We start from the raw sequence: 21,767 nt of genomic DNA on the forward strand, positions 1-21,767 counted from the left end.
TTCCACAACACACCCACTCACCAACACACCCAAAATTTTTCAACTCAATCCCGAAATTTTCCCATCCTTGTCGATCACCATTCCTTCCGCAGCAGGAATATTCGGTAAGCCGGGCATTCTCATCATATCGCCCAAAATTGGAATAATGAATCCTGCACCTGCCGCAAACTCAAATTCGCGAACCGTGATTTTAAAATTAGAAGGTCGCCCAATTTTTGTCTCATCATCGGTTAAAGATTTTTGAGTTTTCGCCATACAAATCGGGACTTTATCGAAACCTAAATCATAAATCGTTTTCAGTTGATTTTTTGCTTTCTGGGAAAAAACCACACTTTCTGCACCGTAAATTTCTTTGGCAATCGTCTCTATTTTATATTCAACAGAATCATCAACTTTGTAAAGCGGTTTGAAATCATTTCCACAAAAATCCGCACAGTAAACCACTTCTTTTGCCAATTCGGTCATTCCTTCTCCGCCTTTTGAGAATTCTTCGGCGAGAATTGCTTTTACTCCTAATTTCTCACATTCGGATTTCACAAAATCAATTTCCTCTTCAGAATCGGTTGCAAAATGATTGATGGCGACAATGGGTTTCAGACCAAATTTAAAGGCGTTTTCAATATGCTTTTTTAAATTTTCAATTCCGTTTTTCACGAAAGGAAGATTGGGTTTTTCATATTCACCTTTTTTCGCACCACCGTGATAACGCAGTGCACGAATTGTCGCAACAATTACATACGCATCAGGTTTTATTTTTCCGTAATGACATTTGATATGGAGGAATTTTTCCGCACCCAAATCTGCGCCGAAACCTGCTTCTGTCACGACATAATCAGCCAATGAAAGTCCTGTTTTTGTAGCAATAATCGTGTTTGTTCCTTGTGCAATATTGGCAAAAGGTCCACCGTGAAGAATGGCAGGATTTCCTTCCAAAGTTTGCACAAGGTTTGGCTTAATGGCATCTCTTAACAAAATTGCCATCGCATTTTCTGCTTTTAAATCTCTTGCAAAAATCGGTTTCTTGTCAAAAGTAAAACCCACGAAAATATTTCCCAAACGGTTTTTCAAATCCTCAAAATCCCGACTTAAACAAAGAATCGCCATCACTTCACTTGCAGGAGTAATGTTGAAACCTTCTTCACGGGTAATTCCGTTGTTTGAGCCGCCTAAACCAACCACAATATGACGAAGCGAACGGTCATTCATATCCATCACTCGTTTCCAAACGATGGTTCTTGGGTCGAGGTTTAATGAGAATTTTTTGTTCTGTAAATTATTGTCAATCAATGCAGAAAGAAGATTATTGGCTTTTTCAATGGCAGCAAAATCTCCCGTGAAATGCAGATTAATATCCACCATCGGAATCACTTGCGCATAACCACCACCTGCAGCACCGCCTTTCACCCCGAAAACAGGACCGAGCGAAGGTTCGCGTAAAACGGCAATGGATTTTTTTCCAATTTTATTAAGACCATCGTTCAAGCCAACAGAAACTGTAGTTTTTCCCTCACCTGCAGGAGTTGGATTAATCGCGGTTACCAAAATAAGTTTGGACTTTTTGATTTTTTCTTCGTCAATGTATTTTAAAGGAATTTTGGCTTTGTGTTTTCCAAAATATTCCAAATCATCATTGTGGATTCCTATTTTTTCTGCAATGTTTTTAATGTGTTGGATGTTTGCTGATTCTGCAATTTCAAGGTCGGTTGGGAAACTCATAGATGTAAATTTTAAATCTATCAAATTTAGTCATATTCAGAGAATTTCAACAAAATTTTAAGCTGTTTAAAATCACCCTGAAAATTAAATCATTGCTCTTAAAATTTTGCAAACTAAAATTATGATGAGGAAATCAACAGTTCAATAATAAAAGATACGAATTGGCTTTAGCCAAAACTTATTTACAAACTTGAAATTCATTTTGCGTGAATTTTAAAACTTATCGATAAGATGAATACAGATTGAATATGGCATAAAAATTCCGTATTTTTGCAGAATTCCGAATTTTTAAAATTTCGGACCCTAAAAATGAAAGATTCTAAAGAATATATCGAAGTTTACGGCGCTCGTGAACACAATCTCAAAAACATTTCCGTAAAGATTCCACGCAACGAATTGGTTGTTATTACGGGACTTTCGGGAAGTGGAAAATCTTCTCTCGCTTTTGACACTATTTTTGCCGAAGGTCAAAGACGTTATATCGAAACTTTCTCTGCTTATGCAAGACAATTTCTCGGTGGTTTGGAGCGTCCCGATGTGGATAAAATCGACGGACTTTCTCCCGTCATTGCGATTGAACAAAAGACCACCAATAAAAATCCCCGTTCGACAGTAGGAACGGTGACTGAATTATACGATTTTCTTCGTCTGCTTTTTGCAAGAGTTTCAGATGCTTACTCTTTAAGTTCAGGAAAAAAATTGGTGAGTTATACCGAAGAACAAATTCTTGAAACCATCAAAGAAAATTACAAAGGTGAAAAAGTAATGCTTCTCGCTCCTGTTGTTCGTTCCCGAAAAGGTCATTACCACGAACTTTTCGTACAGATGGCGAAAAAAGGTTACGGACAGGCAAGAATCGATGGTGAATTGATGGACATCGAGTATGATTTAAAACTCGACCGCTATAAAACTCACGACATCGACATTGTTATCGACCGTTGGATTATCGGAGAAAATGCCACCGAAAACCGCATGGAAAAATCCCTGCGAACTGCTATGGAAATGGGAGAAGGAACCATTGGTTTGCAAAAATTAGGCGAAACCGATATTCATTATTTTTCTAAAAATTTAATGGATGATGAAACAGGCGATTCTCTCGCTTTGCCTGAACCGAACACGTTTTCCTTCAATTCCCCAAAAGGAAGTTGCCCACATTGCAAAGGTTTGGGAACCATCAAAAAAGTGAATGCCGATTATTTCATTGAAAATCCCAAACTTTCCATCAATCAGTGTGGTTTGTTGCCGTTGGAAGACATTAAATCCAACAAGTGGATTCTTGGTCAGATTAAAAATATTTTGGAAGTTTTCGATAAGGATTTGTCAACTCCAATCAAAGATATTCCGCAGGAAGCGTTGGATTTAATTTATTTTGGAGCTCACAAAGAAGTTTCCAAAGAACTGAAACACGCAGGAATTACCAAGAAAATCAAGGTGAATTTCGACGGTCTTGTTCCAACCATTGAGGAAATGATTGAGGACAAAGAAAGCTACGAAGCCATTTTGTTGGAACGTCATTTCACCACCGAAGAAACCTGTCCCGAATGTAAAGGAACTCGACTTCAACCTTCGAGTTTGAGTTTTAAAATTGACGGAAAAAATATTGCGGAAATCAACGCTTTGTCATTGGCTGATTTAAAAGATTGGTTGAATAAAGTGGAAGATCAATTCAGCGAAAAAAATAAAATCATCGCCCACGAAATCTTGAAAGAGATCAAAACCCGACTTCAATTTTTGTTGGATGTTGGTTTGGATTATTTGAGTTTGAGCCGAAGCTCAAGAACACTTTCAGGCGGTGAATCGCAGCGAATTCGTTTGGCGACGCAAATCGGTTCGCAACTCGTGAACGTTCTTTATATTTTGGATGAACCTTCGATTGGTTTGCATCAAAGAGACAACGAAAGATTGATTAATTCCTTGAAAAATCTTCGTGATATCGGCAATTCCGTGATTGTGGTTGAACATGATAAAGACATGATTTTGGAAGCCGACGAAGTTTTGGACATTGGTCCACGCGCAGGAAAATTCGGTGGTGAAGTTCTTTGGCAGGGAAAACCAAAAGATTTGTTGAAAGCCGACACCATTACTGCCGATTACATGACCGGAAAGCGGAAAATCGAAATTCCAAAAGAAAGACGAACAGGAAATGGAAAATCTTTAGTTCTAAAAGGTGCGACAGGAAATAATCTAAAAAATGTAAATCTTCAAGTTCCACTCGGGAAATTGGTTGTAGTGACAGGAATTTCAGGAAGCGGAAAATCCTCTTTGATTAACGGAACTTTATATCCGATTCTCAACAAACACTTTTACAGAGCCGTTCAAGAACCACTTCCGTATAAAAAATTTGAGGGAATTGAAAATATCGACAAAATCGTAGATGTGGACCAAACTCCGATTGGAAGAACGCCGCGCTCAAATCCAGCAACTTATACGGGAATGTTTACCGATATTCGAAATCTTTTCGCCGAACTTCCCGAGTCAAAAATTCGCGGTTACAAAGCGGGCAGATTTTCATTCAACGTAAAAGGCGGAAGATGCGAAACGTGTCAAGGTGGCGGTTTGAAAGTGATCGAGATGAACTTTTTGCCGGATGTTTACGTGCATTGCGAAACCTGCAACGGAAAACGTTTCAACCGTGAAACATTGGAAGTTCGCTACAAAGGAAAATCCATTTCCGATGTCTTGGAAATGACGATTGATGAAGCAACGGATTTTTTCCAGCCGATTCCAAAAATTTTCGCAAAAGTGAAAACTTTGCAGGATGTTGGTCTCGGTTACATCACTTTGGGACAGCAATCTACGACTTTGAGTGGAGGAGAAGCACAACGCATCAAGTTGGCAACCGAACTTTCCAAAAGACAAACCGGAAACACGCTCTACATTTTGGACGAACCTACAACCGGGCTGCATTTTGAGGATGTAAAAGTGTTGATGGAAGCGATTAACAAACTCGTGGATTTAGGAAATTCTTTCATCATCATCGAACATAATTTGGATGTGATTAAATTAGCGGATCACATTATCGACATCGGTCCAGAAGGTGGAAAACACGGCGGAAAAATTATTGCAGAAGGAACCCCGGAAGAAATTGCGAAGAATAAGAAGTCTTTGACGGCGAAGTTTTTGAAGAGGGAATTGGAATAAAAACGAAAACATTATGATTCACACGATACTAAAATCAAAACCGTGGCACAGAGCCTTCATTAGTTTATTAATGGGTGTCCTGACTTTTTTTATGGTTCAGTTGAGTGATTTGGAAGTGATTTTCTCCGCCATTTCGGGTTGGATTGCATTTTCAGCGACATTTTTATTTTTAAATTGGGTTATTGTTTTTAAAAGAAAAGTTTCGGGAATCAGAGAAAAAGCTCGTGAAGATGATGGGAGTGCTTTCTTTGTTTTTTTAGTCATATTGATTTCTTCATTCGCAAGTATGGTTGCGGTTGCAGTACTAATTACGACTCAGGATGATGGAATTCGCAGCCAAAAATTTTATGTTCCGATTACCGTTTTGGCGATGATTTTAGCTTGGACTACGCTTCATACCCAATATCTTTTTCATTATGCTCATGAATATTATGACAAAGATAAAAATGGTAAAAAAAATCAGGCAGAAGGTTTGAGCTTTCCCGATGATGAAAGTCCTGATTATTTGGACTTTGCTTACTATTCATTTTGTATTGGATGTACTTTTCAGGTTTCTGATGTGGAAACAACCTCGAAAAAATTGCGTAAGTTAACCATGGTTCACAGTTTAATTTCATTTTTTATGAATACTTTCGTGGTAGCTTTAACTATAAATTTGGTGGCAGGTTTAAGTAAATAATTAATTAATTTCATTAAATAAAATGAACTACGAAATCCGAGAAATGCAGCCCAGTGACGGTGAAAAAGTAATCGAAATTTTTCAGGAAGGAATTGACGGAGGAAACGCCACTTTCGAACAAAACGTTCCTACTTGGGAAGCTTGGGATAATAAATTCTTTAAAATCTGCCGCTTCGTTTTGGAAGACGAAAATGAAAATATCGTTGGTTGGGCGGCATTGCAGCCAATCAGTAACCGTGATTGCTTTAAAGGTGTTGCCGAAGTAAGCATTTATTTAAAAAATGAATTTCAGGGAAAAGGTTTGGGAAAAATGTTGTTGAGAAAACTAATCCTCGATTCTGAAGAACATGAATTTTGGACTTTACAATCAGGTATTTTTCCTGAAAATGAAGCGAGCATCAATGTTCATTTGTATTTAGGTTTCCGAAAAGTGGGAACAAGGGAGAGAATTGCTCAAATGAATGGGGTTTGGCGCGATGTAATTTTGCTGGAAAGACGCAGTGCAGTGGTGGGAATTTAATGTTTTAAGCAACTTATTCAATTTAAATTTTAAAGTTTGGCATCAAGATTGGAACATCGTGTTAAATATTTAAATTTTATTGAAATGAAAACAATACTCAAAATAACGGCAGTTGCAGGTTTAGCTTTTACTATGGCTTCTTGTGGTGCAGTGAACGATCCTTACGGAAATAATTATCCAAATAATTACCCGACCAACTATCCTAATGACGGCAGAGTTTACAGAGCACCTGATGGAACAGTTTACGGTAGAGGTGATGTGTACAGAGACCGAGACGGAAACGTTTATCAAAATGGTAGAGTAGTGAGAACAGGTGATGTTTACGGAAATCCGGGAATTTTAGGAAGAAGTGGAAACAATACCGTGTATTATCCAAACAACAACGCGAGAAATCTTCCTCCGGGGCAGGCGAAAAAAATCTACGGCGGTAGTGCGAAAGATTACGCACCTGGACAGGTGAAAAAAAGACAGCGTTATTATAAAAATGGTCAAGTAATTTACGATCAAAACAACCGTAGGTTTGCAGATGACGATAAGAACAAAGGAAACAAAAAGTTCAAAAATCAAAACGGAAAACGTCACGGAAACGATGACTAACAATAAATAAAAAGAGCGGGAAAATTTCCCGCTTTTTTCATTTTATAATTTGGAAGTCATTTGTACCAATTTGCACCCATTGCAACCTAGCTCCAAAAAAGGTTAGACTCTATCGATACTTCCCATTACTTTTTGTGCAAATCCGTTCAGAGCATCTTTTTCGCTCATTCCGTTTTTTACGTTGGCGTGAACTTCTAAAGCTCCGCAAATATCGGTGATTAGTTCTCCCACCACATTCAAATCTTCTTCGGTTGTTCCTCGGAATTCTGAAAATGATTCCAAAACTTCCAAAGTTTTTTCAAGGTTTTCGGGAGTTTGATTTTGATAAAACTGTCTGATGATAGGTAGTTTCATTAATTCAATTCTTTAAAAAGGTTAATTAAACTTTCCTGTTGGTTCGTTTGAACCTGATCAACCAATTCTCCGTTTTTGAAGATGGCGAAAGTTGGTAAGTTATCAACTTTAGCTAGTTTTCTGCTTTCAGGTAATTTTTCGGCATCCACATATAGGAAAGGAATCGCTTCATTTTCTGAAGCCAATTTTTTGAATTTCGGCTTCATAATTCTGCAGTTTCCGCACCAAGTTGCGCCGTATTGAACCACTACTTTTTCATTGTCTGCAACGATTTGCTGCAAATTGTCTTCTGCTAATTCTGTGTACATAATTGTTTAATTAGTTTTGGTGTGTCGCCAAATATTCTGCGGTAGATTTTCTGTCCGCCTTCATCGCATCTTTACCTTCTTCCCAGTTTGCAGGACAAACTTCACCATGTTTTTGAACGTGCGTGTAAGCGTCGATCAATCTTAAATATTCTTTTACATTTCTTCCTAAAGGCATATCGTTTACCGATTCGTGAAAGATTTTTCCAGTTTCGTCAACCAAATAAGTTGCTCTGTACGTTACATTGGAACCGGTGAAGAACTCATTTCCTTCTTCATCGAATTCGAAATCTTGGTCAACAATTCCTAAAATATTTGCCAATTGACGGTGAGTGTCTGCAAGGATTGGGTAAGTTACGCCTTCAATTCCGCCGTTGTCTCTCGCTGTATTTAACCAAGCGAAGTGAACTTCGTTGGTGTCGCAAGAAGCACCGATGATTTTGGTATTTCTTTTTTCAAACTCGGGTAAAGCCTCTTGGAAAGCGTGCAATTCGGTAGGACAAACAAAAGTGAAATCTTTCGGATACCAAAACAAAAGCACTTTTTGTTGGTTTTTTGTTGCCTCCTCAAAGATGTTGATTTTTAAATCGTCTCCCATTTCAGACATTGCGTCGATTGTGATGTTTGGGAATTTTTTTCCTACTAATGACATGTTATAATTATTTTAAAATTAGACGGTGCAAAGATATGAAGATTTTATCAATTAAAGAAGCAATAATTATTTATAATATCTATCAGAATAATGAATCCGATAATCAAAATAAAAAATGATGTTTTGACCTAAACACACAAGAAAAGTTTTAAAACTTTAACGCCTTTCTTTGTAGTAAAACACTTAAAAATTCAGAAAAAATTGCTAAATTCACTTCGTGAAATCCCTTAATTATAAAATCGCCATCATTTCTGAAAGCCAAGTACTAATGATGATGTAGGAGAATCAATAAGACCATTAAAAATATAAATACCTAGATATGAAAAAGATTTTAGTTATTCTGTTTGTAGCTTTTGTACTCATTCAGTTTTTCCCGATTGATAAAAATAATCCTGCGCCAACGCCGCAAATGGATTTTTTAAATATTAAAAAAACCCCGGAAACTACAGCAACTTTAATTCGAAATGGTTGTTACGATTGTCACAGTAACGAATCAAAATATCCGTGGTATTCTAATGTACAACCGATTGCTTGGTTTTTGAAGGATCATATCGATGAAGGCAGAAAAGAACTTAATTTCTCAACTTTTGCAACACTTGAACCCAAAAAACAGGCGCATAAATTAGATGAAGCCGCTGAAATGATTGAAAAAGGAGAGATGCCTTTAGATTCATATATTTTAGCACATTCTGAAGCGAAATTTTCTGAAGCTCAAAAACAGGAACTGATCAAATATTTTAAGTTCCAGGCAAATGATATTAGAATCTTGAATAATCTTCCTACGGAAAAAGGGGCGGAATAAAGTATTGAGTTTTTGAATATACCAACATTATCAAACGAAATCAAACAATTTCAAACCACATCAAACTTTAGACTTGAAACTTGAAACAATTTTTCTGCTATGTTAATGGATCTTTCAAAATATTACGTTTTTTATGATGGCGAATGCGGTTTTTGCAACCGTTGGGTAAAATGGATTTTAGACAACGACAAAAAAGACCAATTCCTATTTGCAGCACTGCAATCTGAATTTGGGCAAGGTTTTCTAAAAGAAAGAAATCTAAAAAACGACAAATTCGGTACGCTTTATCTTTGGAAACCAAATTCTTACTATTTGGAAAAATCACAGGCGGTTTTTGCCATCGGAAGAATCTTGGGCGGACTTAACGGAATCTTCGGAAATATGAATTTTTTCCCAAGAATGTTGAGCGATTTTGTTTACGATAAGGTGGCTGAAAACAGAGATAAAATTCCTTCGCAAAAATGTTTTGTTCCAACCGAAGAGGAAAGGAAGAAGTTTTTAGGATGATATTTTTTGTGATGTGGATGTAAAATTCAATATTGCAGCCATCAAACGAATTCAGGGAATTTCAAATAACATCAAACTTCAATCACGAATCTCGTAACTCGAATCCCGCAACTCATAACTCGTATCTCGAACCTCGTTCCAAATTTATATATTTGCACCTATGGAATACAACACCGAAAGGACTCAACTTCACCTGCCTGAATACGGCAGAATTATACAGCAACTCGTGGAACGCTGCAAAGAACTTCCTACCAAGGAAGAACGCAACGAAATGGCGGTTGCCATCGTAGATTTCATGGGACAAAGAAATCCACAGCTTCGCGACGAAGAAAACTATAAACATAAACTTTGGGACCATCTGTACATTCTTTCGGGCTACGATTTGGATGTGGATTCGCCTTATGCTTTCCCAACCATTGAAGAAATGCGTGAGAAACCAAAGAAAATGGATTATCCGATTCTTCAGGGTGAATTTAAGTTTTACGGAAAAAGTATTTTGCAGCTTATCGAGAAAGCGATTGAGTTAGAAGCGGGAGATGAGAAAGACGCCCTCATTCAGGTTATTGCGAATAATATGAAGAAATCCTACAATGTTTATAACAAAGAACACGTTCAGGACGAGGTAATTTTTCGCCATTTGAAAGACCTTTCGGAAGATCGACTGGATTTAACGAGTATTGATTCTTTAGACAAGAGCAAAATTTATTACGCAACCAACAGAAGCAATAAAAACAATCAGAAAGGCAACCAAAACAGCCAAAACAAAAGACGTAATTTTCATAATAATAAAAACCGTAAATAAGGATGAGCGGAACATTTCAAATAAGGGGAGGAAAACAGTTACACGGCGAAATTACGCCACAAGGTGCTAAAAATGAGGCGCTTCAAATCTTATGTGCGGTACTTTTAACGGACGAGGAAGTACGAATTAAAAATATTCCCGACATCCACGATGTGAACCGGCTGATTGAAATTCTCGGCGATTTCGGGGTGAAAATTACCAAAAATGGCCACGGTGATTATACCTTCAAAGCTGATGACATCAATTTCGATTATGTAAAATCAAAGGAATTTAAAAAAGACGGAGCCAAGCTTCGCGGTTCGATAATGCTTTTGGGACCAATGTTGGCAAGATTTGGTGAAGCGTATATGCCGACTCCGGGTGGAGATAAAATTGGAAGAAGAAGATTGGATACCCATTTTCAAGGTTTGGTAGAACTAGGTGCGGAATTTCATTATGACGAACAGGAATATTTCTATTCTTTAAAAGCAAAAGAACTTCACGGGAAATTTATTTTGTTGGAAGAAGCTTCTGTTACCGGAACGGCGAACATTGTTATGGCGGCAGTTTTGGCGAAAGGAAAAACGAGAGTTTATAACGCGGCGTGTGAACCTTATCTGCAACAGCTTTGCAAAATGCTCAACAGAATGGGCGCAAACATTTCCGGAATCGGTTCCAATTTATTGACGATTGAAGGGGTGAATCATCTTCGTGGAACAGAACACACCATGCTTCCCGATATGGTTGAAATCGGTTCTTGGATTGGACTTGCTGCGATGACAAAATCTGAAATGACCATAAAAAATGTGAACTGGAACCAACTCGGTGTCATTCCAAACACTTTCCGAAAATTGGGAATTAAGTTGGAGCAAAGTGGCGACGATATTTATATTCCTGCACAGGAACATTATAAAATTCAGAAATTTATAGACGGTTCTATTCTTACTGTTTCCGACGCACCATGGCCGGGATTTACGCCGGATCTGCTTTCCATTATTTTGGTAGTGGCAACTCAAGCGAAAGGAACTGTTCTTGTGCACCAAAAAATGTTTGAATCCCGTTTATTTTTCGTTGATAAACTCATCGATATGGGTGCTCAAATTATTTTGTGTGATCCGCACCGTGCAACAGTGGTTGGCTTAAATCACGAATATCCGTTGCGTGGGACTACGATGACTTCTCCCGACATTCGTGCAGGAAACGCATTACTTATTGCGGCACTTTCAGCGCAAGGAAAATCCATTATCCACAATATCGAGCAAATTGACCGTGGTTATGAGAATATTGACGGAAGATTAAAAGCTTTGGGAGCGGATATCGAAAGGATTTAATAGTTAGATGAAAATAATATAAAGGTTCTGAAAAATTTTCAGAACTTTTTTGTGATTGCAACTTCCAATTCGTTTTATCTTGAAAACCTTATCTTTGCAAAAATTTTTGGGCTTCAAAAGTTGAAGTAACCCATTCTTAACCAAACGATTTTTTTAAAATTAACCATCAAAGAAAATCGAAAAGAAACAAAATTTTATGTCAAATATTGTCGCCATTGTTGGCCGTCCCAACGTAGGAAAATCAACCTTATTTAACCGTTTATTAGAAAGAAGGGAAGCCATCGTAGATTCCACCGCAGGAGTTACTCGTGACCGCCATTACGGTAAATCCGATTGGAATGGAGTAGAGTTCACGGTAATTGATACTGGTGGTTACGAAGTAAATACCGAAGATGTTTTCCAGGAAGAAATCTCAAAACAGGTTCAGTTGGCAGTTGATGAAGCCACTTCAATTATTTTCATGCTGAATGTGGAAGAAGGTTTAACTGACACGGATCAAGAAATTTTTGAATTGTTGCGACGTTCAAATAAACCAGTTTACACAGTAGTCAATAAAGTAGATTCTGCAAAAGAAGAACTCGCCGCAACAGAATTCTACCAATTAGGAATCGAAAAATATTACACCATGTCTTCTGCAACCGGTTCTGGTTCTGGGGAATTGTTGGACGACATTGTAAAAGATTTCCCGACAACCGATTATAAAGATCCTTTCGAAGGTTTGCCAAAAATCACCATCGCAGGAAGACCCAACGTAGGAAAATCAACCCTAACAAACGCTTTGCTCGATGTCGAAAGAAACATTGTAACCGATATTGCAGGAACAACCAGAGACTCCATTGAAACACTTTATAAAAAGTTCGGACATGAATTTGTGTTAGTAGATACAGCTGGAATGCGTCGCAAAGCAAAAGTTTCCGAGGATTTGGAATTTTATTCGGTAATGCGCTCCATTCGTTCGATTGAATATTCCGATGTCGTGATTATCATGGTTGACGCAACTTTAGGTTGGGAATCGCAGGATATGAATATCTTTGGGTTGGCTCAAAAGAACAGAAAGGGAATCGTAATCCTCGTTAACAAATGGGATTTGGTGGAAAAAGAAACCAACACGATGAGAGATTTTGAAGCTAAAATCAAAGAAAGAATAGGTCAGTTTACAGACATCCCAATTCTATTTATTTCAGCATTAACGAAACAAAGAATCCTGAAAGCAGTTGAAGTGGCGATGGAAGTTTACCAAAACCGCGCAAAGAAAATCAAGACTTCAAAACTGAATGAAGTGATGCTTCCCATTTTTGAAAATACGCCTCCTCCTGCTTTGAAAGGAAAATACATCAAAATAAAATATTGTGTTCAGTTACCAACGCCAAGTCCGCAATTTGTATTTTTCTGCAACCTACCACAATACGTGAAAGAGCCTTACAAACGCTTTACAGAAAACCAATTGCGCAAAGAATTTGGTTTCACGGGAGTTCCGATTGAGGTGTATTTCAGACAGAAATAGAATTTATCGAATCAATAGGAGCGGGCTTTAGCCCGCTTTATTATTTTAAATATTGTTGGCTTTAGCCGAAATTTATCTTTAATTTTGTATCAAAATAAATCTAAAATAATGGTTAACGTTTTATCTGAAAACTTTTCGCTTGTCAATTCCTGGATCAATGATTTAAGAAATACCGAGGTGCAAAACGACCGCATGAAATTCCGCAGAAATATGGAAAGAATCGGGGAAATCGCCGCGTTCGAAATTTCAAAAGGTTTGGAACAGAAAGAAGTGGAGATCATTTCGCCTTTAGATAAAATTACCGTTAAAGAAATCGCAGTCCAACCTGTAATCACAACTATTCTAAGAGCAGGAGTTCCCTTGTTCCAAGGAATTTTAAATTATTTAGACAAAGCCGATTGTGGATTTGTCGCGGCATACAGAAAACACGATGCGAACGATTATTTCTCCATTAAGCAAGATTATTTAACCTGCCCAAATATTGATGGAAGACCTTTAATCGTCGCTGATCCAATGTTGGCAACCGGCGCGAGTTTAATAGAAGCTATCAAAGATTTATTAAACCACGGAAATCCCACACAACTCCATATTGTTGCCGCAATTGCTTCCAAACAAGGAGTTGAAACCATTCAAAACGCTTATCCCAACGCGAAAATTTGGGTCGGAGCAATAGATGAAAAACTTACTTCAAAAGGTTACATCACTCCTGGTTTAGGTGATGCGGGAGATTTGTCTTACGGTGAAAAATTACAGCGATAGTTTTTCAGATAAATTTGAGTTAAGTTAGTGGAGGAATTTTTTAATCTCCCGACTTCGGACTTTAATCCATTGCCATTACCAAAACGCTCACCTTGTTATTTCCGGCTTTTAGAATTTCCCACGCAACGGAGCTCATGGTGTTTCCTGTGGTGAAAACGTCGTCGATAATCAATACTTGTGCGTTCGATATTTCCTCTTTTAGACAAAAAAGGTTTTCTGTACCTGTTCTGTCTTTTTTACTTTTTTTCGCTTGTGCTTTTTTATAGCTGTTTCGTTTTAATAGCTCATGGTTGCAGGGAACTTTAAATTTTTCCTGCAAAGTGTCTGCAAAAAGATGAAGCTGGTTGTAACCTCTTTCTTTCAATTTTTTTGGATGGAGTGGAACAGTGGTGATTAAATCGGGTTTGTCTTTTGTAAGGTCAATTCTATCGGAAGTCCAGTTCGCCAATATTTTTCCCACTTTTTCACGGTTTCCATATTTCAGGGAGTGCACAATTCTTCGGCTCAAACTTTCCTTTTCAAACTGCATCAAAGCAAAAGCGTTTTCAACCGGAAAAAGTAATTTGCATCTTTCTTTCAACAGGTTGTTTTTCCCAAATTCGTGATGAGTAAAATTGATTTGGTCAAAACACAGTTCGCAAACCAATTCATCTGCAGAAATAATTTTTCCACATTCCATACATCGGTTCGGGAAAAGTAAATTGAGCAACACGGATTATTGATTTTTATAAAATTACTATTTTTTTCTTCAACCTTAACCTAAATCACCTCTTTCCTAATCTTCTCAATCGCCCGTTTCATATCCTCGTTAAAAATTTCCTTTTCCAGGCGAATTGGCGGTGCTTTCCGAACTTCGCAATCCGAAATGCTGCACGTTTCGCAAGTCACACCCACATTGACCGTTTTCACGGATTCGCTTTTAGAAAACTTGATCTTTTTTAAAGAGTTTGAATTCAGCAAAATTCCGAGGCAATAACTGCGGTTTGTGCCGTCTGAAAAAGGATTTTTCTGCGAAGTAGAGATCACCAAATAGGAAAGTCCGCTGTCTTTATAATGTGAAATTTGGGCATCGGTTACTTTTTCGTTTTCCTTTAGATTCGCCAGATTTTTCACGGCAATCCATCGTCTGCAATAATGTTCGTTGGTTGAATTGGCGTGTGGAGCTTGTTGTTGATTGAGGTGCAGCTCTTTCAGAATCTGTATTTTATCGGAATTTTTCTTTTTGGTAAAACATAAATAGAACAAATCTTTGATTCCCAAATCGGCTGGAAGAATATTTGTTAAACGGTAATAAAAAGTTTCGGGTGAGTTCGTGAAATCTTCGATGAGTTTTTCAAATTTCTTTGGATTCCAATCTTGGTTTTGGAAAAAATCGGAAACCTCTTCCGTCAATTTTTCTTTCGGAATTAAAAGGCAACCCGCAAAATAGGAGGCGTAATAGTTGTTCAACAAGCTTTCGAAACTCGTGAAATCCAACCAAGAATAGGTGTTCGGACGCGGATTTAATTCCAAAATATTAAAACCGATTTCTTTGGCGAGAATAAAAGTTTTTTGGTCTTCATCTAAAAGTTCGTTCAGTAAAAGCAAATTTTTCTCTGGAATGAATAGCGAGCGCAATTTTCCCGATGCGCCGTATTGGTCGAGGCTTAAAGACTTTAGTTCATAATTAAACTGATTGATGAGAATCTTTTCAAAATCTGCCGAATTTGGTTTTGCCGAAATTTGGTGTTCATAAAAATATTGTTTCGCTTTCTCTTCAATTTCTGGAAAATAATTATCATAAAGTTCCTGAAAACTCCTTAAAACAGCGAAATAAAATCGCTCTTTTCCGAGATTGTAATTCTGCGAAATTTCAATCAAAGTATTGATGAAAGCCGTCACTTTTTTCGGTGCGTCACTGATGATACTGATTAAATTATTCTTGTTAATCCCAAATAAATCTAGAGGAATTTCTTTGAAAAAGTCAGACTGCAAAATCTCCGTAAATGGCGTCAAACTCTTATCCAATTTCGTAGAAACCAATTCATCATAGGTGCATTTTAAACTTTCTGAAAGTTGTATGATTTTGTCGTGTTTTGGGTACTTTTTGCCGTTTTCAATTTCATTTAAATAGGATTTGGACAAGCCAGTCTCGTTCGCCAAATCCTGCAAAGACCAATTTTTTTTTTGTCTTTGCTGTTTCAGTTTCAGTCCGAAAACCGTTTTGATATAGTCGCTTTCTCCATTCATAAATCAAAAATAGGAAATTTTGCGATTGTTCGCATAATTATTTTTGAAAATATTTAGCGAACGTTCGCTGTATGTGAAAATTTATTTTTACATTTGTCACGTCAAATCACAAAATATTAGTCAAAATGGAAACAGTAACTCAATTCAAAATCTTAGCAGAGCATCAATACGAAGATGTTTTTTCCCCTGAATTAGTGGATTTTCTTACTGCGCTTCATGAGAATTTCAATGTGAAACGCCGTCGTCTTCTCGACCAAAGAAAACTAAAGCAAATCGATTTTGATTTAGGTCAAAAACCAAAATTTCCGGAAGAAACTTTGGAAATCCGAAACGGAAACTGGACTTGTGCGCCGCTTCCACAAGATTTGCTCGATAGAAGAGTGGAAATTACCGGTCCCGTTGACCGAAAAATGATTATCAATGCTTTAAATTCCGGAGCTTCTACTTTTATGGCGGATTTTGAGGATTCCAATTCGCCGACTTGGGAAAATTGTCTGGAAGGACAAATTAATCTTTCCGATGCGATTAACAGGAAAATTGATTTTGTAAATGAAGAAGGAAAATCTTACAAACTAGGTGAAAAATTAGCGGTTTTATTGGTTCGTCCGAGAGGATTACATTTGGATGAAAAACATATTGAAATTAATGGAGAGAAAGCCTCTGGTTCGTTAACAGATTTTGGAATTTATTTTTTCAGAAACGCCAAAAAATTGTTGGAAAACGGAAGCGGACCTTATTTTTATTTGCCAAAATTAGAACATTACAAAGAAGCCCGTTGGTGGAATGATGTTTTCGTTTTTGCCCAAAATTATCTTGGAATTCCGCAAGGAACAATAAAAGCTACTGTTTTAATTGAAACCATTACCGCATCTTTTCAATTGGATGAAATTTTATTTGAATTAAAAGAACACAGTTCAGGTTTGAATTGCGGGAGATGGGATTATATTTTTTCCTACATCAAAAAATTTAGAAACATTTCGGGTTTTGTAGTGCCTGATCGCGATCAGGTAACGATGACTTCGCCTTTTATGAATGCCTATTCAAAACGGGTAATTCAGGTTTGCCACAAAAGAGGAGTTCATGCAATGGGCGGAATGGCGGCGCAAATTCCAGTAAAGAATAACGAGGAAGAAAATAAAATCGCCTACGCAAAAGTACGTGCAGATAAGGAGCGGGAAGTGAAAAACGGACACGACGGAACTTGGGTTGCGCATCCAGGATTGGTTCCGGTTGCGAAAGAAATTTTTGATGAATTCATGCCGACGAAAAATCAAATCGACAAAAAATTCGAGGAATATCAAGTTTCTGAAAGTGATTTAATCGAAATTCCAAAAGGAACAATTACCGAAAAAGGCGTTCGAAAAAACATCAACGTAGGAATTCTCTACATCGAATCCTGGTTGATGGGAGTTGGAGCGGCCGCACTTTACAATTTAATGGAAGACGCTGCAACGGCAGAAATTTCGAGGACCCAAGTTTGGCAATGGCTGAAAAATGAAGCGAAATTGGACGACGGCAGAACGTTGCTTCCAGGAATGGTAATGAAATGGCAAGATGAAGAACTCGAAAACATCAAAAAATATGTTGGCGAGGAACGCTTTAACAATGGGAAATTCAAATTGGCGGCGGAGATTTTTGATGACTTGGTGATGAATGACCATTTTGAGGAGTTTTTGACGCTTTCTGCTTACAAATATCTGTAAAAAGTCAATGGTGAATTGCTTTGCGTGAATTTGCTTCGCAGTGAATTTTCATCAAACAATATCAAATTATATCAAACAAATTCAAACAAAATCAAACAAAAAATTGAGATATGAAAAATCAAGAACAAATCCAGAAACTGGAACAGGAATGGTTAGAAAACCCAAGATGGAACGGTATTAAAAGACCTTATTCCGCAGAAGAAGTGCTGAAACTTCGGGGAAGCTACAAACTCGATTACACTATTGCCCAATTAATGTCAGAGAAATTGTGGAAAAAACTGAATAATCAAGATTTCGTGGCAGGTTTGGGCGCATTGACGGGAAATCAGGCGGTTCAGGAAGTGGACGCCGGTTTGGAAGCAATCTATCTTTCAGGATGGCAAGTTGCAGCCGATGCGAATTTGAGCGGCGAAATGTATCCCGACCAAAGTCTGTATCCTGCAAATTCGGTTCCTTCCGTTGTGAAAAAAATTAATAATGCGTTGTTGAGAGCCGACCAAATCCAGACCGTAAACAATGTGGACGAAGTGAACAGAAAAGAATATCTCGTTCCAATCGTAGCTGATGCAGAAGCGGGTTTCGGTGGAAATTTGAACGCTTTCGAACTGATGAAACAAATGATTGAAGCAGGTGCAGCCGGAGTTCATTTTGAAGACCAATTATCTTCCGCAAAAAAATGTGGACATTTAGGAGGAAAAGTTTTGGTTCCGACACAAGAAGCGATTAACAAACTAATTGCGGCGCGTCTTGCAGCCGATGTTTGCGGCGTTCCTACGGTTTTGGTTGCGAGAACTGATGCGGATGCAGCCGATTTATTGACTTCCGATATCGACGAAAGAGACCACAAATTCATCACGGGAGAAAGAACTTCCGAAGGATTCTATTATGTAAAAAATGGAGTAGAACAAGGAATCGACAGAGGTTTGTCTTACGCTCCGTACGCCGATTTAATTTGGATGGAAACTTCAAACCCTGATTTGGATTACGCAAGAAAATTTGCAGAAGGAATTCATGCGAAATTCCCTGGAAAAATGTTGGCGTATAACTGTTCACCAAGTTTCAATTGGGCAGCGAAATTATCGGTTGCAGAAATGGAAACGTTCCGCGAAGAGTTGGCGAAAATGGGTTACAAATTCCAATTCATCACTTTGGCTGGTTTCCATGCGTTGAATACTTCGATGTTTGAGTTGGCGTTGGCTTACAAAAAACGAGGAATGGCAGGATATTCCGAACTTCAGGAAAGAGAATTTGCATTGCAGAAAGAAGGTTTCCGTGCGGTGAAACACCAAAGTTTTGTGGGAACTTCCTATTTCGACCAAATTCAAACGGTGGTCACTTCCGGAAATGCTTCTACAACGGCTTTGGCTGGTTCTACGGAAGCGGAACAGTTTCATTGATTTACACAAGAGATTTAGAGATTTGAGAGTGGAAATTTGAGAGTGGAGAATTTTTTAAATGCTCAATGCGATTTGTCTCGTGTCTCAAATCTCAAAGTCTCAAATCTAATTTCCATAATTTTAATTGTTAAGTGAAGTCCTTCCAAATTTTTTTGGGAGGATTTTTTCACTTCCAACTTCCCGCTTCCAACTTCCAACCAAAACATTATCTTTGCACCATGATACGCATCACCAAAATTTTCACCTTCGAAACAGCCCACGTTCTCTACAATTACGACGGGAAATGCAAAAATATGCACGGACATTCCTATAAACTTTTTGTAACGGTGAAAGGAAAACCCATCAATGACTTGGAAAATCCAAAAAACGGAATGGTTGTGGATTTTGGCGACATCAAAAAAATTGTAAAGGAAGAAATCATCGAAGTTTGGGATCACGCCGTTTTGATAAATGCGCTTTCTCCGCACAAAGAATTGGGCGAAGATTTGGAACAAAAAGGACATAAAGTGATTTATTGTAAATTTCAGCCAACTTGTGAAAATATGCTTTATGAAATAGCGGAAAAAGTGAAAAGCCGATTGCCTAATCATGTTCAATTAGCGTATCTGAAATTGCATGAAACCGAAAATTCTTATGGGGAATGGTTTGCGGAAGAGAATTAAAATCCCCTAACCCCAAAGGGGAATTTTTGAAGCAGTTTTCAAATTAAATTATGGTATCAGAAGAACAAAATTTTTCCTCAGAAGTTAACATTGCTGCCGCTTTGGGGGAAAGGGGGATTATTCATCTTCAAGAAAATAATAAAATCTATTTCTGTTCCGACCAGCATTTCGGCGCGCCAACTGCGGCTGAAAGCAAGAAGCGGGAGGAGAAATTCATTCATTGGCTGGATGAAATCAAAAATGATGCGCAGGTTTTGTTTCTGATGGGGGACTTGTTCGATTTTTGGCACGAATGGAACCACGTAATTCCGAAAGGCTATGTCCGGGTTTTAGGAAAATTGGCGGAACTGAAAGATTCTGGAATTGATTTGTATATGTTCGTGGGAAACCACGATTTGTGGATGAAAAATTATTTCGAGGAAGAAATCGGCTGCAAAGTTTTTTTTGACAAACAGTATTTTGAAATCAACGGGAAAAATTTTCTGCTCGCACACGGAGACGGACTTGGACCGGGAGATAAAGGTTACAAGCGGATGAAAAAATTATTTACCAATCCAGTTGCGCAATGGGCTTTCAAATGGCTTCATCCTGATATTGCGATGAAGGTGGCGATTTATTTTTCCACCAAAAACAAAATGATTTCCGGCGAGGAAGACAAGGAGTTTTTAGGCGAGGACAAAGAATTTCTCATCATCTATTCCAAGGAAAAACTGAAAACCGAGAAAATCGATTATTTCATTTACGGTCACCGTCATTTACCAATGGTTCTCGATTTGGAGGGCGGAAAAGCGAAATACATCAATCTTGGTGACTGGATTTCTTACTTTACTTATGGGGTATTTCATAATGAGTTTGAATTAAAGAAATTTGACCATTAAGTAATTATTAGTATTCATTCCTAATTTCCATAATACCTTAATGGTTGCTTATGATTGAAGATATGTTCCACATAAAATCTGAAACCGATTTCCAACAAAAATGTCTGGAAACATTCCGCTATCAATACCAAAATATTGAGGTTTACCGGAAGTTTTGTGACTATTTAAAAATCAATACAAACGAAATTGATGAGGTTGAAAAAATTCCATTTCTGCCGATCGAAACATTTAAAAATCATTTGGTTTTAGACAAAGTCTTCGACTTCGCTCAGACTGACAAACCAGTAAATTTCTTTCAAAGTTCGGGAACTACACAGATTCAGACTCGTTCCAAGCATTTCATAGCCGACTTTTCTTTGTATGAAGAAAGCATCTACAAAAGTTTCGAGCAGTTTATCGGAAAACCGGAAGATTTTATTTTCATCGGTTTACTGCCAAATTATTCTGAAAATCCACATTCTTCCCTAATTTATATGGTTGATTTTCTGATGAAAAAATCAGGTAAACCTGAAAACGGGTATTTTCTTTACAACCACAAAGAATTATTAGAACTTTTAAATAAACTGAATGATAAAAAAGTCATTCTCTTCGGGGTTTCTTTCGCACTTCTCGATTTTTTGGATTTTCTTCATTCAAACGCTCAAACGCTCAAATTCTCAAACGCGCTCACCATTATCGAAACCGGTGGAATGAAGGGCAGAAAAGAGGAAATGACCAAAGATGAACTCTTGAAAATCTTTAAAAAAGGTTTCGGGACAGAACGGATTTTTTCGGAATATTCCATGACGGAACTGCTTTCGCAAGCGTATTCTTTAGGCGAAAATATTTATGAAACTCCAAACTGGATGCGGGTTTTGATAAGAAATGCCGAAGATCCTTTCTCATATTTGGAAGATGGAAGAAATGGCGCTATTAATATAATTGATTTAGCGAATCGGCATTCCTGTTCGTTTATTGCGACGCAGGATTTGGGCAGGATTATAAATAATCCTGAGATTCTTCGCAATGCTCAGAATGACAAAAACGATTTTGAGGTTCCGCGCTTTGCTCGGAATGACGATAATGATTTGTTTTTAGAATTAGAAAATGCTCGGAATGACAAGGAAAAATTTGGTTTTGAAGATGAATCTGTTAAGATGCTTCGCGAACCTCAGCATGACAAAACTCCGATCCAAAACAAAAGATTCCAAGTCTTAGGAAGGATTGATCATTCGGATATTCGTGGTTGCAGTTTGTTGGTTTCGTAAATT

21 protein-coding genes are annotated in these 21,767 nt (G+C 37.7%); 15 read left to right on the forward strand and 6 right to left on the reverse strand.

Annotated elements, in window-relative coordinates:
• Positions 1-39: 39 nt before the first annotated feature.
• Positions 40-1,716: a formate--tetrahydrofolate ligase gene (locus J4771_RS12420; RefSeq protein ID WP_224135307.1), complete on the reverse strand. Its 1,677-nt coding sequence runs from the start codon at positions 1,714-1,716 to the stop codon at positions 40-42.
• A gap of 309 nt (positions 1,717-2,025) precedes the next feature.
• Here J4771_RS12420 and uvrA point away from each other — a divergent pair, with 309 nt between their 5' ends.
• The 4 genes from uvrA (at position 2,026) to J4771_RS12440 (ending at position 6,653) form a co-directional block, all read left to right on the forward strand.
• Positions 2,026-4,857 (forward strand): excinuclease ABC subunit UvrA, encoded by a 2,832-nt coding sequence (uvrA, locus tag J4771_RS12425; RefSeq protein ID WP_224135308.1) that lies wholly within the window; start codon positions 2,026-2,028, stop codon positions 4,855-4,857.
• Positions 4,858-4,870: 13 nt separating this feature from the next.
• Positions 4,871-5,536 (forward strand): DUF1345 domain-containing protein, encoded by a 666-nt coding sequence (locus tag J4771_RS12430; protein WP_224135309.1) that lies wholly within the window; start codon positions 4,871-4,873, stop codon positions 5,534-5,536.
• Positions 5,537-5,558: 22 nt separating this feature from the next.
• Complete coding sequence (locus J4771_RS12435) at positions 5,559-6,056, forward strand: GNAT family N-acetyltransferase (RefSeq protein WP_224135310.1); 498 nt, start codon at positions 5,559-5,561, stop codon at positions 6,054-6,056.
• An 84-nt stretch (positions 6,057-6,140) separates the two neighbouring features.
• Positions 6,141-6,653: a hypothetical protein gene (locus tag J4771_RS12440; RefSeq protein WP_224135311.1), complete on the forward strand. Its 513-nt coding sequence runs from the start codon at positions 6,141-6,143 to the stop codon at positions 6,651-6,653.
• Positions 6,654-6,755: 102 nt separating this feature from the next.
• On the opposite strand, the gene J4771_RS12445 is transcribed toward J4771_RS12440, so the two are convergent.
• From J4771_RS12445 to J4771_RS12455, 3 genes are read right to left on the reverse strand one after another with little or no spacing between them, the layout of a single operon-like run.
• The gene (locus J4771_RS12445) at positions 6,756-7,007 is read right to left on the reverse strand and encodes a DUF6952 family protein (protein ID WP_224135312.1); all 252 of its coding nucleotides are present in this window, start codon (positions 7,005-7,007) and stop codon (positions 6,756-6,758) included.
• Entirely contained in the window at positions 7,007-7,315 is a 309-nt protein-coding gene (locus tag J4771_RS12450) for a thioredoxin family protein (protein WP_224135313.1), read from the reverse strand. The genes J4771_RS12445 and J4771_RS12450 overlap by 1 nt, the downstream gene beginning before the upstream one ends.
• Before the next feature lie 10 nt (positions 7,316-7,325).
• The gene (locus J4771_RS12455) at positions 7,326-7,964 is read right to left on the reverse strand and encodes a peroxiredoxin (protein ID WP_224135314.1); all 639 of its coding nucleotides are present in this window, start codon (positions 7,962-7,964) and stop codon (positions 7,326-7,328) included.
• Between the two features lie 319 nt (positions 7,965-8,283).
• Between J4771_RS12455 and J4771_RS12460 the strand changes: the two genes are divergently transcribed.
• The 6 genes from J4771_RS12460 (at position 8,284) to upp (ending at position 13,648) form a co-directional block, all read left to right on the forward strand.
• Positions 8,284-8,766 (forward strand): heme-binding domain-containing protein, encoded by a 483-nt coding sequence (locus tag J4771_RS12460; RefSeq protein ID WP_224135315.1) that lies wholly within the window; start codon positions 8,284-8,286, stop codon positions 8,764-8,766.
• Positions 8,767-8,865: 99 nt separating this feature from the next.
• On the forward strand, positions 8,866-9,273 hold the full coding sequence (locus J4771_RS12465) for a thiol-disulfide oxidoreductase DCC family protein (protein ID WP_224135316.1): 408 nt from the start codon (positions 8,866-8,868) through the stop codon (positions 9,271-9,273).
• A gap of 160 nt (positions 9,274-9,433) precedes the next feature.
• Positions 9,434-10,075 carry a DUF4290 domain-containing protein gene (locus J4771_RS12470; RefSeq protein WP_224135317.1) on the forward strand — a complete coding sequence of 214 codons (642 nt, stop codon included), beginning with the start codon at positions 9,434-9,436 and terminating at the stop codon, positions 10,073-10,075.
• A 2-nt stretch (positions 10,076-10,077) separates the two neighbouring features.
• Complete coding sequence (murA, locus tag J4771_RS12475; protein WP_224135318.1) at positions 10,078-11,385, forward strand: UDP-N-acetylglucosamine 1-carboxyvinyltransferase; 1,308 nt, start codon at positions 10,078-10,080, stop codon at positions 11,383-11,385.
• Between the two features lie 196 nt (positions 11,386-11,581).
• The gene (gene der, locus J4771_RS12480; RefSeq protein ID WP_224135319.1) at positions 11,582-12,889 is read left to right on the forward strand and encodes a ribosome biogenesis GTPase Der; all 1,308 of its coding nucleotides are present in this window, start codon (positions 11,582-11,584) and stop codon (positions 12,887-12,889) included.
• Between the two features lie 108 nt (positions 12,890-12,997).
• Positions 12,998-13,648 carry a uracil phosphoribosyltransferase gene (upp, locus tag J4771_RS12485; protein ID WP_224135320.1) on the forward strand — a complete coding sequence of 217 codons (651 nt, stop codon included), beginning with the start codon at positions 12,998-13,000 and terminating at the stop codon, positions 13,646-13,648.
• Between the two features lie 61 nt (positions 13,649-13,709).
• Here upp and J4771_RS12490 read toward each other — a convergent pair whose 3' ends face one another.
• A complete protein-coding gene (locus J4771_RS12490; RefSeq protein ID WP_262900175.1) occupies positions 13,710-14,327 on the reverse strand; it encodes a ComF family protein in 618 nt (205 codons plus the stop codon).
• 80 nt (positions 14,328-14,407) lie between these two features.
• Positions 14,408-15,877 (reverse strand): helix-turn-helix domain-containing protein, encoded by a 1,470-nt coding sequence (locus J4771_RS12495; protein ID WP_224135322.1) that lies wholly within the window; start codon positions 15,875-15,877, stop codon positions 14,408-14,410.
• A 125-nt stretch (positions 15,878-16,002) separates the two neighbouring features.
• Between J4771_RS12495 and aceB the strand changes: the two genes are divergently transcribed.
• The 5 genes from aceB to J4771_RS12520 all read left to right on the forward strand — a co-directional run bounded on the left by aceB (position 16,003) and on the right by J4771_RS12520 (position 21,764).
• On the forward strand, positions 16,003-17,580 hold the full coding sequence (gene aceB / locus J4771_RS12500) for a malate synthase A (protein WP_224135323.1): 1,578 nt from the start codon (positions 16,003-16,005) through the stop codon (positions 17,578-17,580).
• Positions 17,581-17,690: 110 nt separating this feature from the next.
• A complete protein-coding gene (gene aceA / locus J4771_RS12505; protein WP_224135324.1) occupies positions 17,691-18,977 on the forward strand; it encodes an isocitrate lyase in 1,287 nt (428 codons plus the stop codon).
• Positions 18,978-19,195: 218 nt separating this feature from the next.
• Positions 19,196-19,639, forward strand: a complete 444-nt coding sequence (queD, locus tag J4771_RS12510) for a 6-carboxytetrahydropterin synthase QueD (protein ID WP_224135325.1) — start codon at positions 19,196-19,198, stop codon at positions 19,637-19,639.
• A gap of 50 nt (positions 19,640-19,689) precedes the next feature.
• Positions 19,690-20,517 carry a UDP-2,3-diacylglucosamine diphosphatase gene (locus J4771_RS12515; protein ID WP_224135326.1) on the forward strand — a complete coding sequence of 276 codons (828 nt, stop codon included), beginning with the start codon at positions 19,690-19,692 and terminating at the stop codon, positions 20,515-20,517.
• A gap of 50 nt (positions 20,518-20,567) precedes the next feature.
• Complete coding sequence (locus J4771_RS12520; protein ID WP_449495030.1) at positions 20,568-21,764, forward strand: LuxE/PaaK family acyltransferase; 1,197 nt, start codon at positions 20,568-20,570, stop codon at positions 21,762-21,764.
• Positions 21,765-21,767 lie beyond the last annotated feature (3 nt).

It is taken from the genome of Candidatus Kaistella beijingensis (assembly GCF_020084865.1).
Classification (GTDB): domain Bacteria; phylum Bacteroidota; class Bacteroidia; order Flavobacteriales; family Weeksellaceae; genus Kaistella; species Kaistella beijingensis.

Coding starts and splice junctions, on each gene's coding strand:
- J4771_RS12435 (WP_224135310.1), top strand. CDS start 5,559: ATGAACTACGAAATCCGAGAAATGCAGCCCAGTGACGGTGAAAAAGTA.
- J4771_RS12465 (WP_224135316.1), top strand. CDS start 8,866: ATGTTAATGGATCTTTCAAAATATTACGTTTTTTATGATGGCGAATGC.
- J4771_RS12520 (WP_449495030.1), top strand. CDS start 20,568: ATGATTGAAGATATGTTCCACATAAAATCTGAAACCGATTTCCAACAA.
- J4771_RS12450 (WP_224135313.1), bottom strand. CDS start 7,315: ATGTACACAGAATTAGCAGAAGACAATTTGCAGCAAATCGTTGCAGAC.
- J4771_RS12470 (WP_224135317.1), top strand. CDS start 9,434: ATGGAATACAACACCGAAAGGACTCAACTTCACCTGCCTGAATACGGC.
- upp (WP_224135320.1), top strand. CDS start 12,998: ATGGTTAACGTTTTATCTGAAAACTTTTCGCTTGTCAATTCCTGGATC.
- J4771_RS12515 (WP_224135326.1), top strand. CDS start 19,690: ATGGTATCAGAAGAACAAAATTTTTCCTCAGAAGTTAACATTGCTGCC.
- J4771_RS12460 (WP_224135315.1), top strand. CDS start 8,284: ATGAAAAAGATTTTAGTTATTCTGTTTGTAGCTTTTGTACTCATTCAG.
- J4771_RS12455 (WP_224135314.1), bottom strand. CDS start 7,964: ATGTCATTAGTAGGAAAAAAATTCCCAAACATCACAATCGACGCAATG.
- J4771_RS12440 (WP_224135311.1), top strand. CDS start 6,141: ATGAAAACAATACTCAAAATAACGGCAGTTGCAGGTTTAGCTTTTACT.
- der (WP_224135319.1), top strand. CDS start 11,582: ATGTCAAATATTGTCGCCATTGTTGGCCGTCCCAACGTAGGAAAATCA.
- J4771_RS12495 (WP_224135322.1), bottom strand. CDS start 15,877: ATGAATGGAGAAAGCGACTATATCAAAACGGTTTTCGGACTGAAACTG.
- J4771_RS12490 (WP_262900175.1), bottom strand. CDS start 14,327: ATGGAATGTGGAAAAATTATTTCTGCAGATGAATTGGTTTGCGAACTG.
- murA (WP_224135318.1), top strand. CDS start 10,078: ATGAGCGGAACATTTCAAATAAGGGGAGGAAAACAGTTACACGGCGAA.
- J4771_RS12430 (WP_224135309.1), top strand. CDS start 4,871: ATGATTCACACGATACTAAAATCAAAACCGTGGCACAGAGCCTTCATT.
- J4771_RS12420 (WP_224135307.1), bottom strand. CDS start 1,716: ATGAGTTTCCCAACCGACCTTGAAATTGCAGAATCAGCAAACATCCAA.
- aceA (WP_224135324.1), top strand. CDS start 17,691: ATGAAAAATCAAGAACAAATCCAGAAACTGGAACAGGAATGGTTAGAA.
- uvrA (WP_224135308.1), top strand. CDS start 2,026: ATGAAAGATTCTAAAGAATATATCGAAGTTTACGGCGCTCGTGAACAC.
- queD (WP_224135325.1), top strand. CDS start 19,196: ATGATACGCATCACCAAAATTTTCACCTTCGAAACAGCCCACGTTCTC.
- J4771_RS12445 (WP_224135312.1), bottom strand. CDS start 7,007: ATGAAACTACCTATCATCAGACAGTTTTATCAAAATCAAACTCCCGAA.
- aceB (WP_224135323.1), top strand. CDS start 16,003: ATGGAAACAGTAACTCAATTCAAAATCTTAGCAGAGCATCAATACGAA.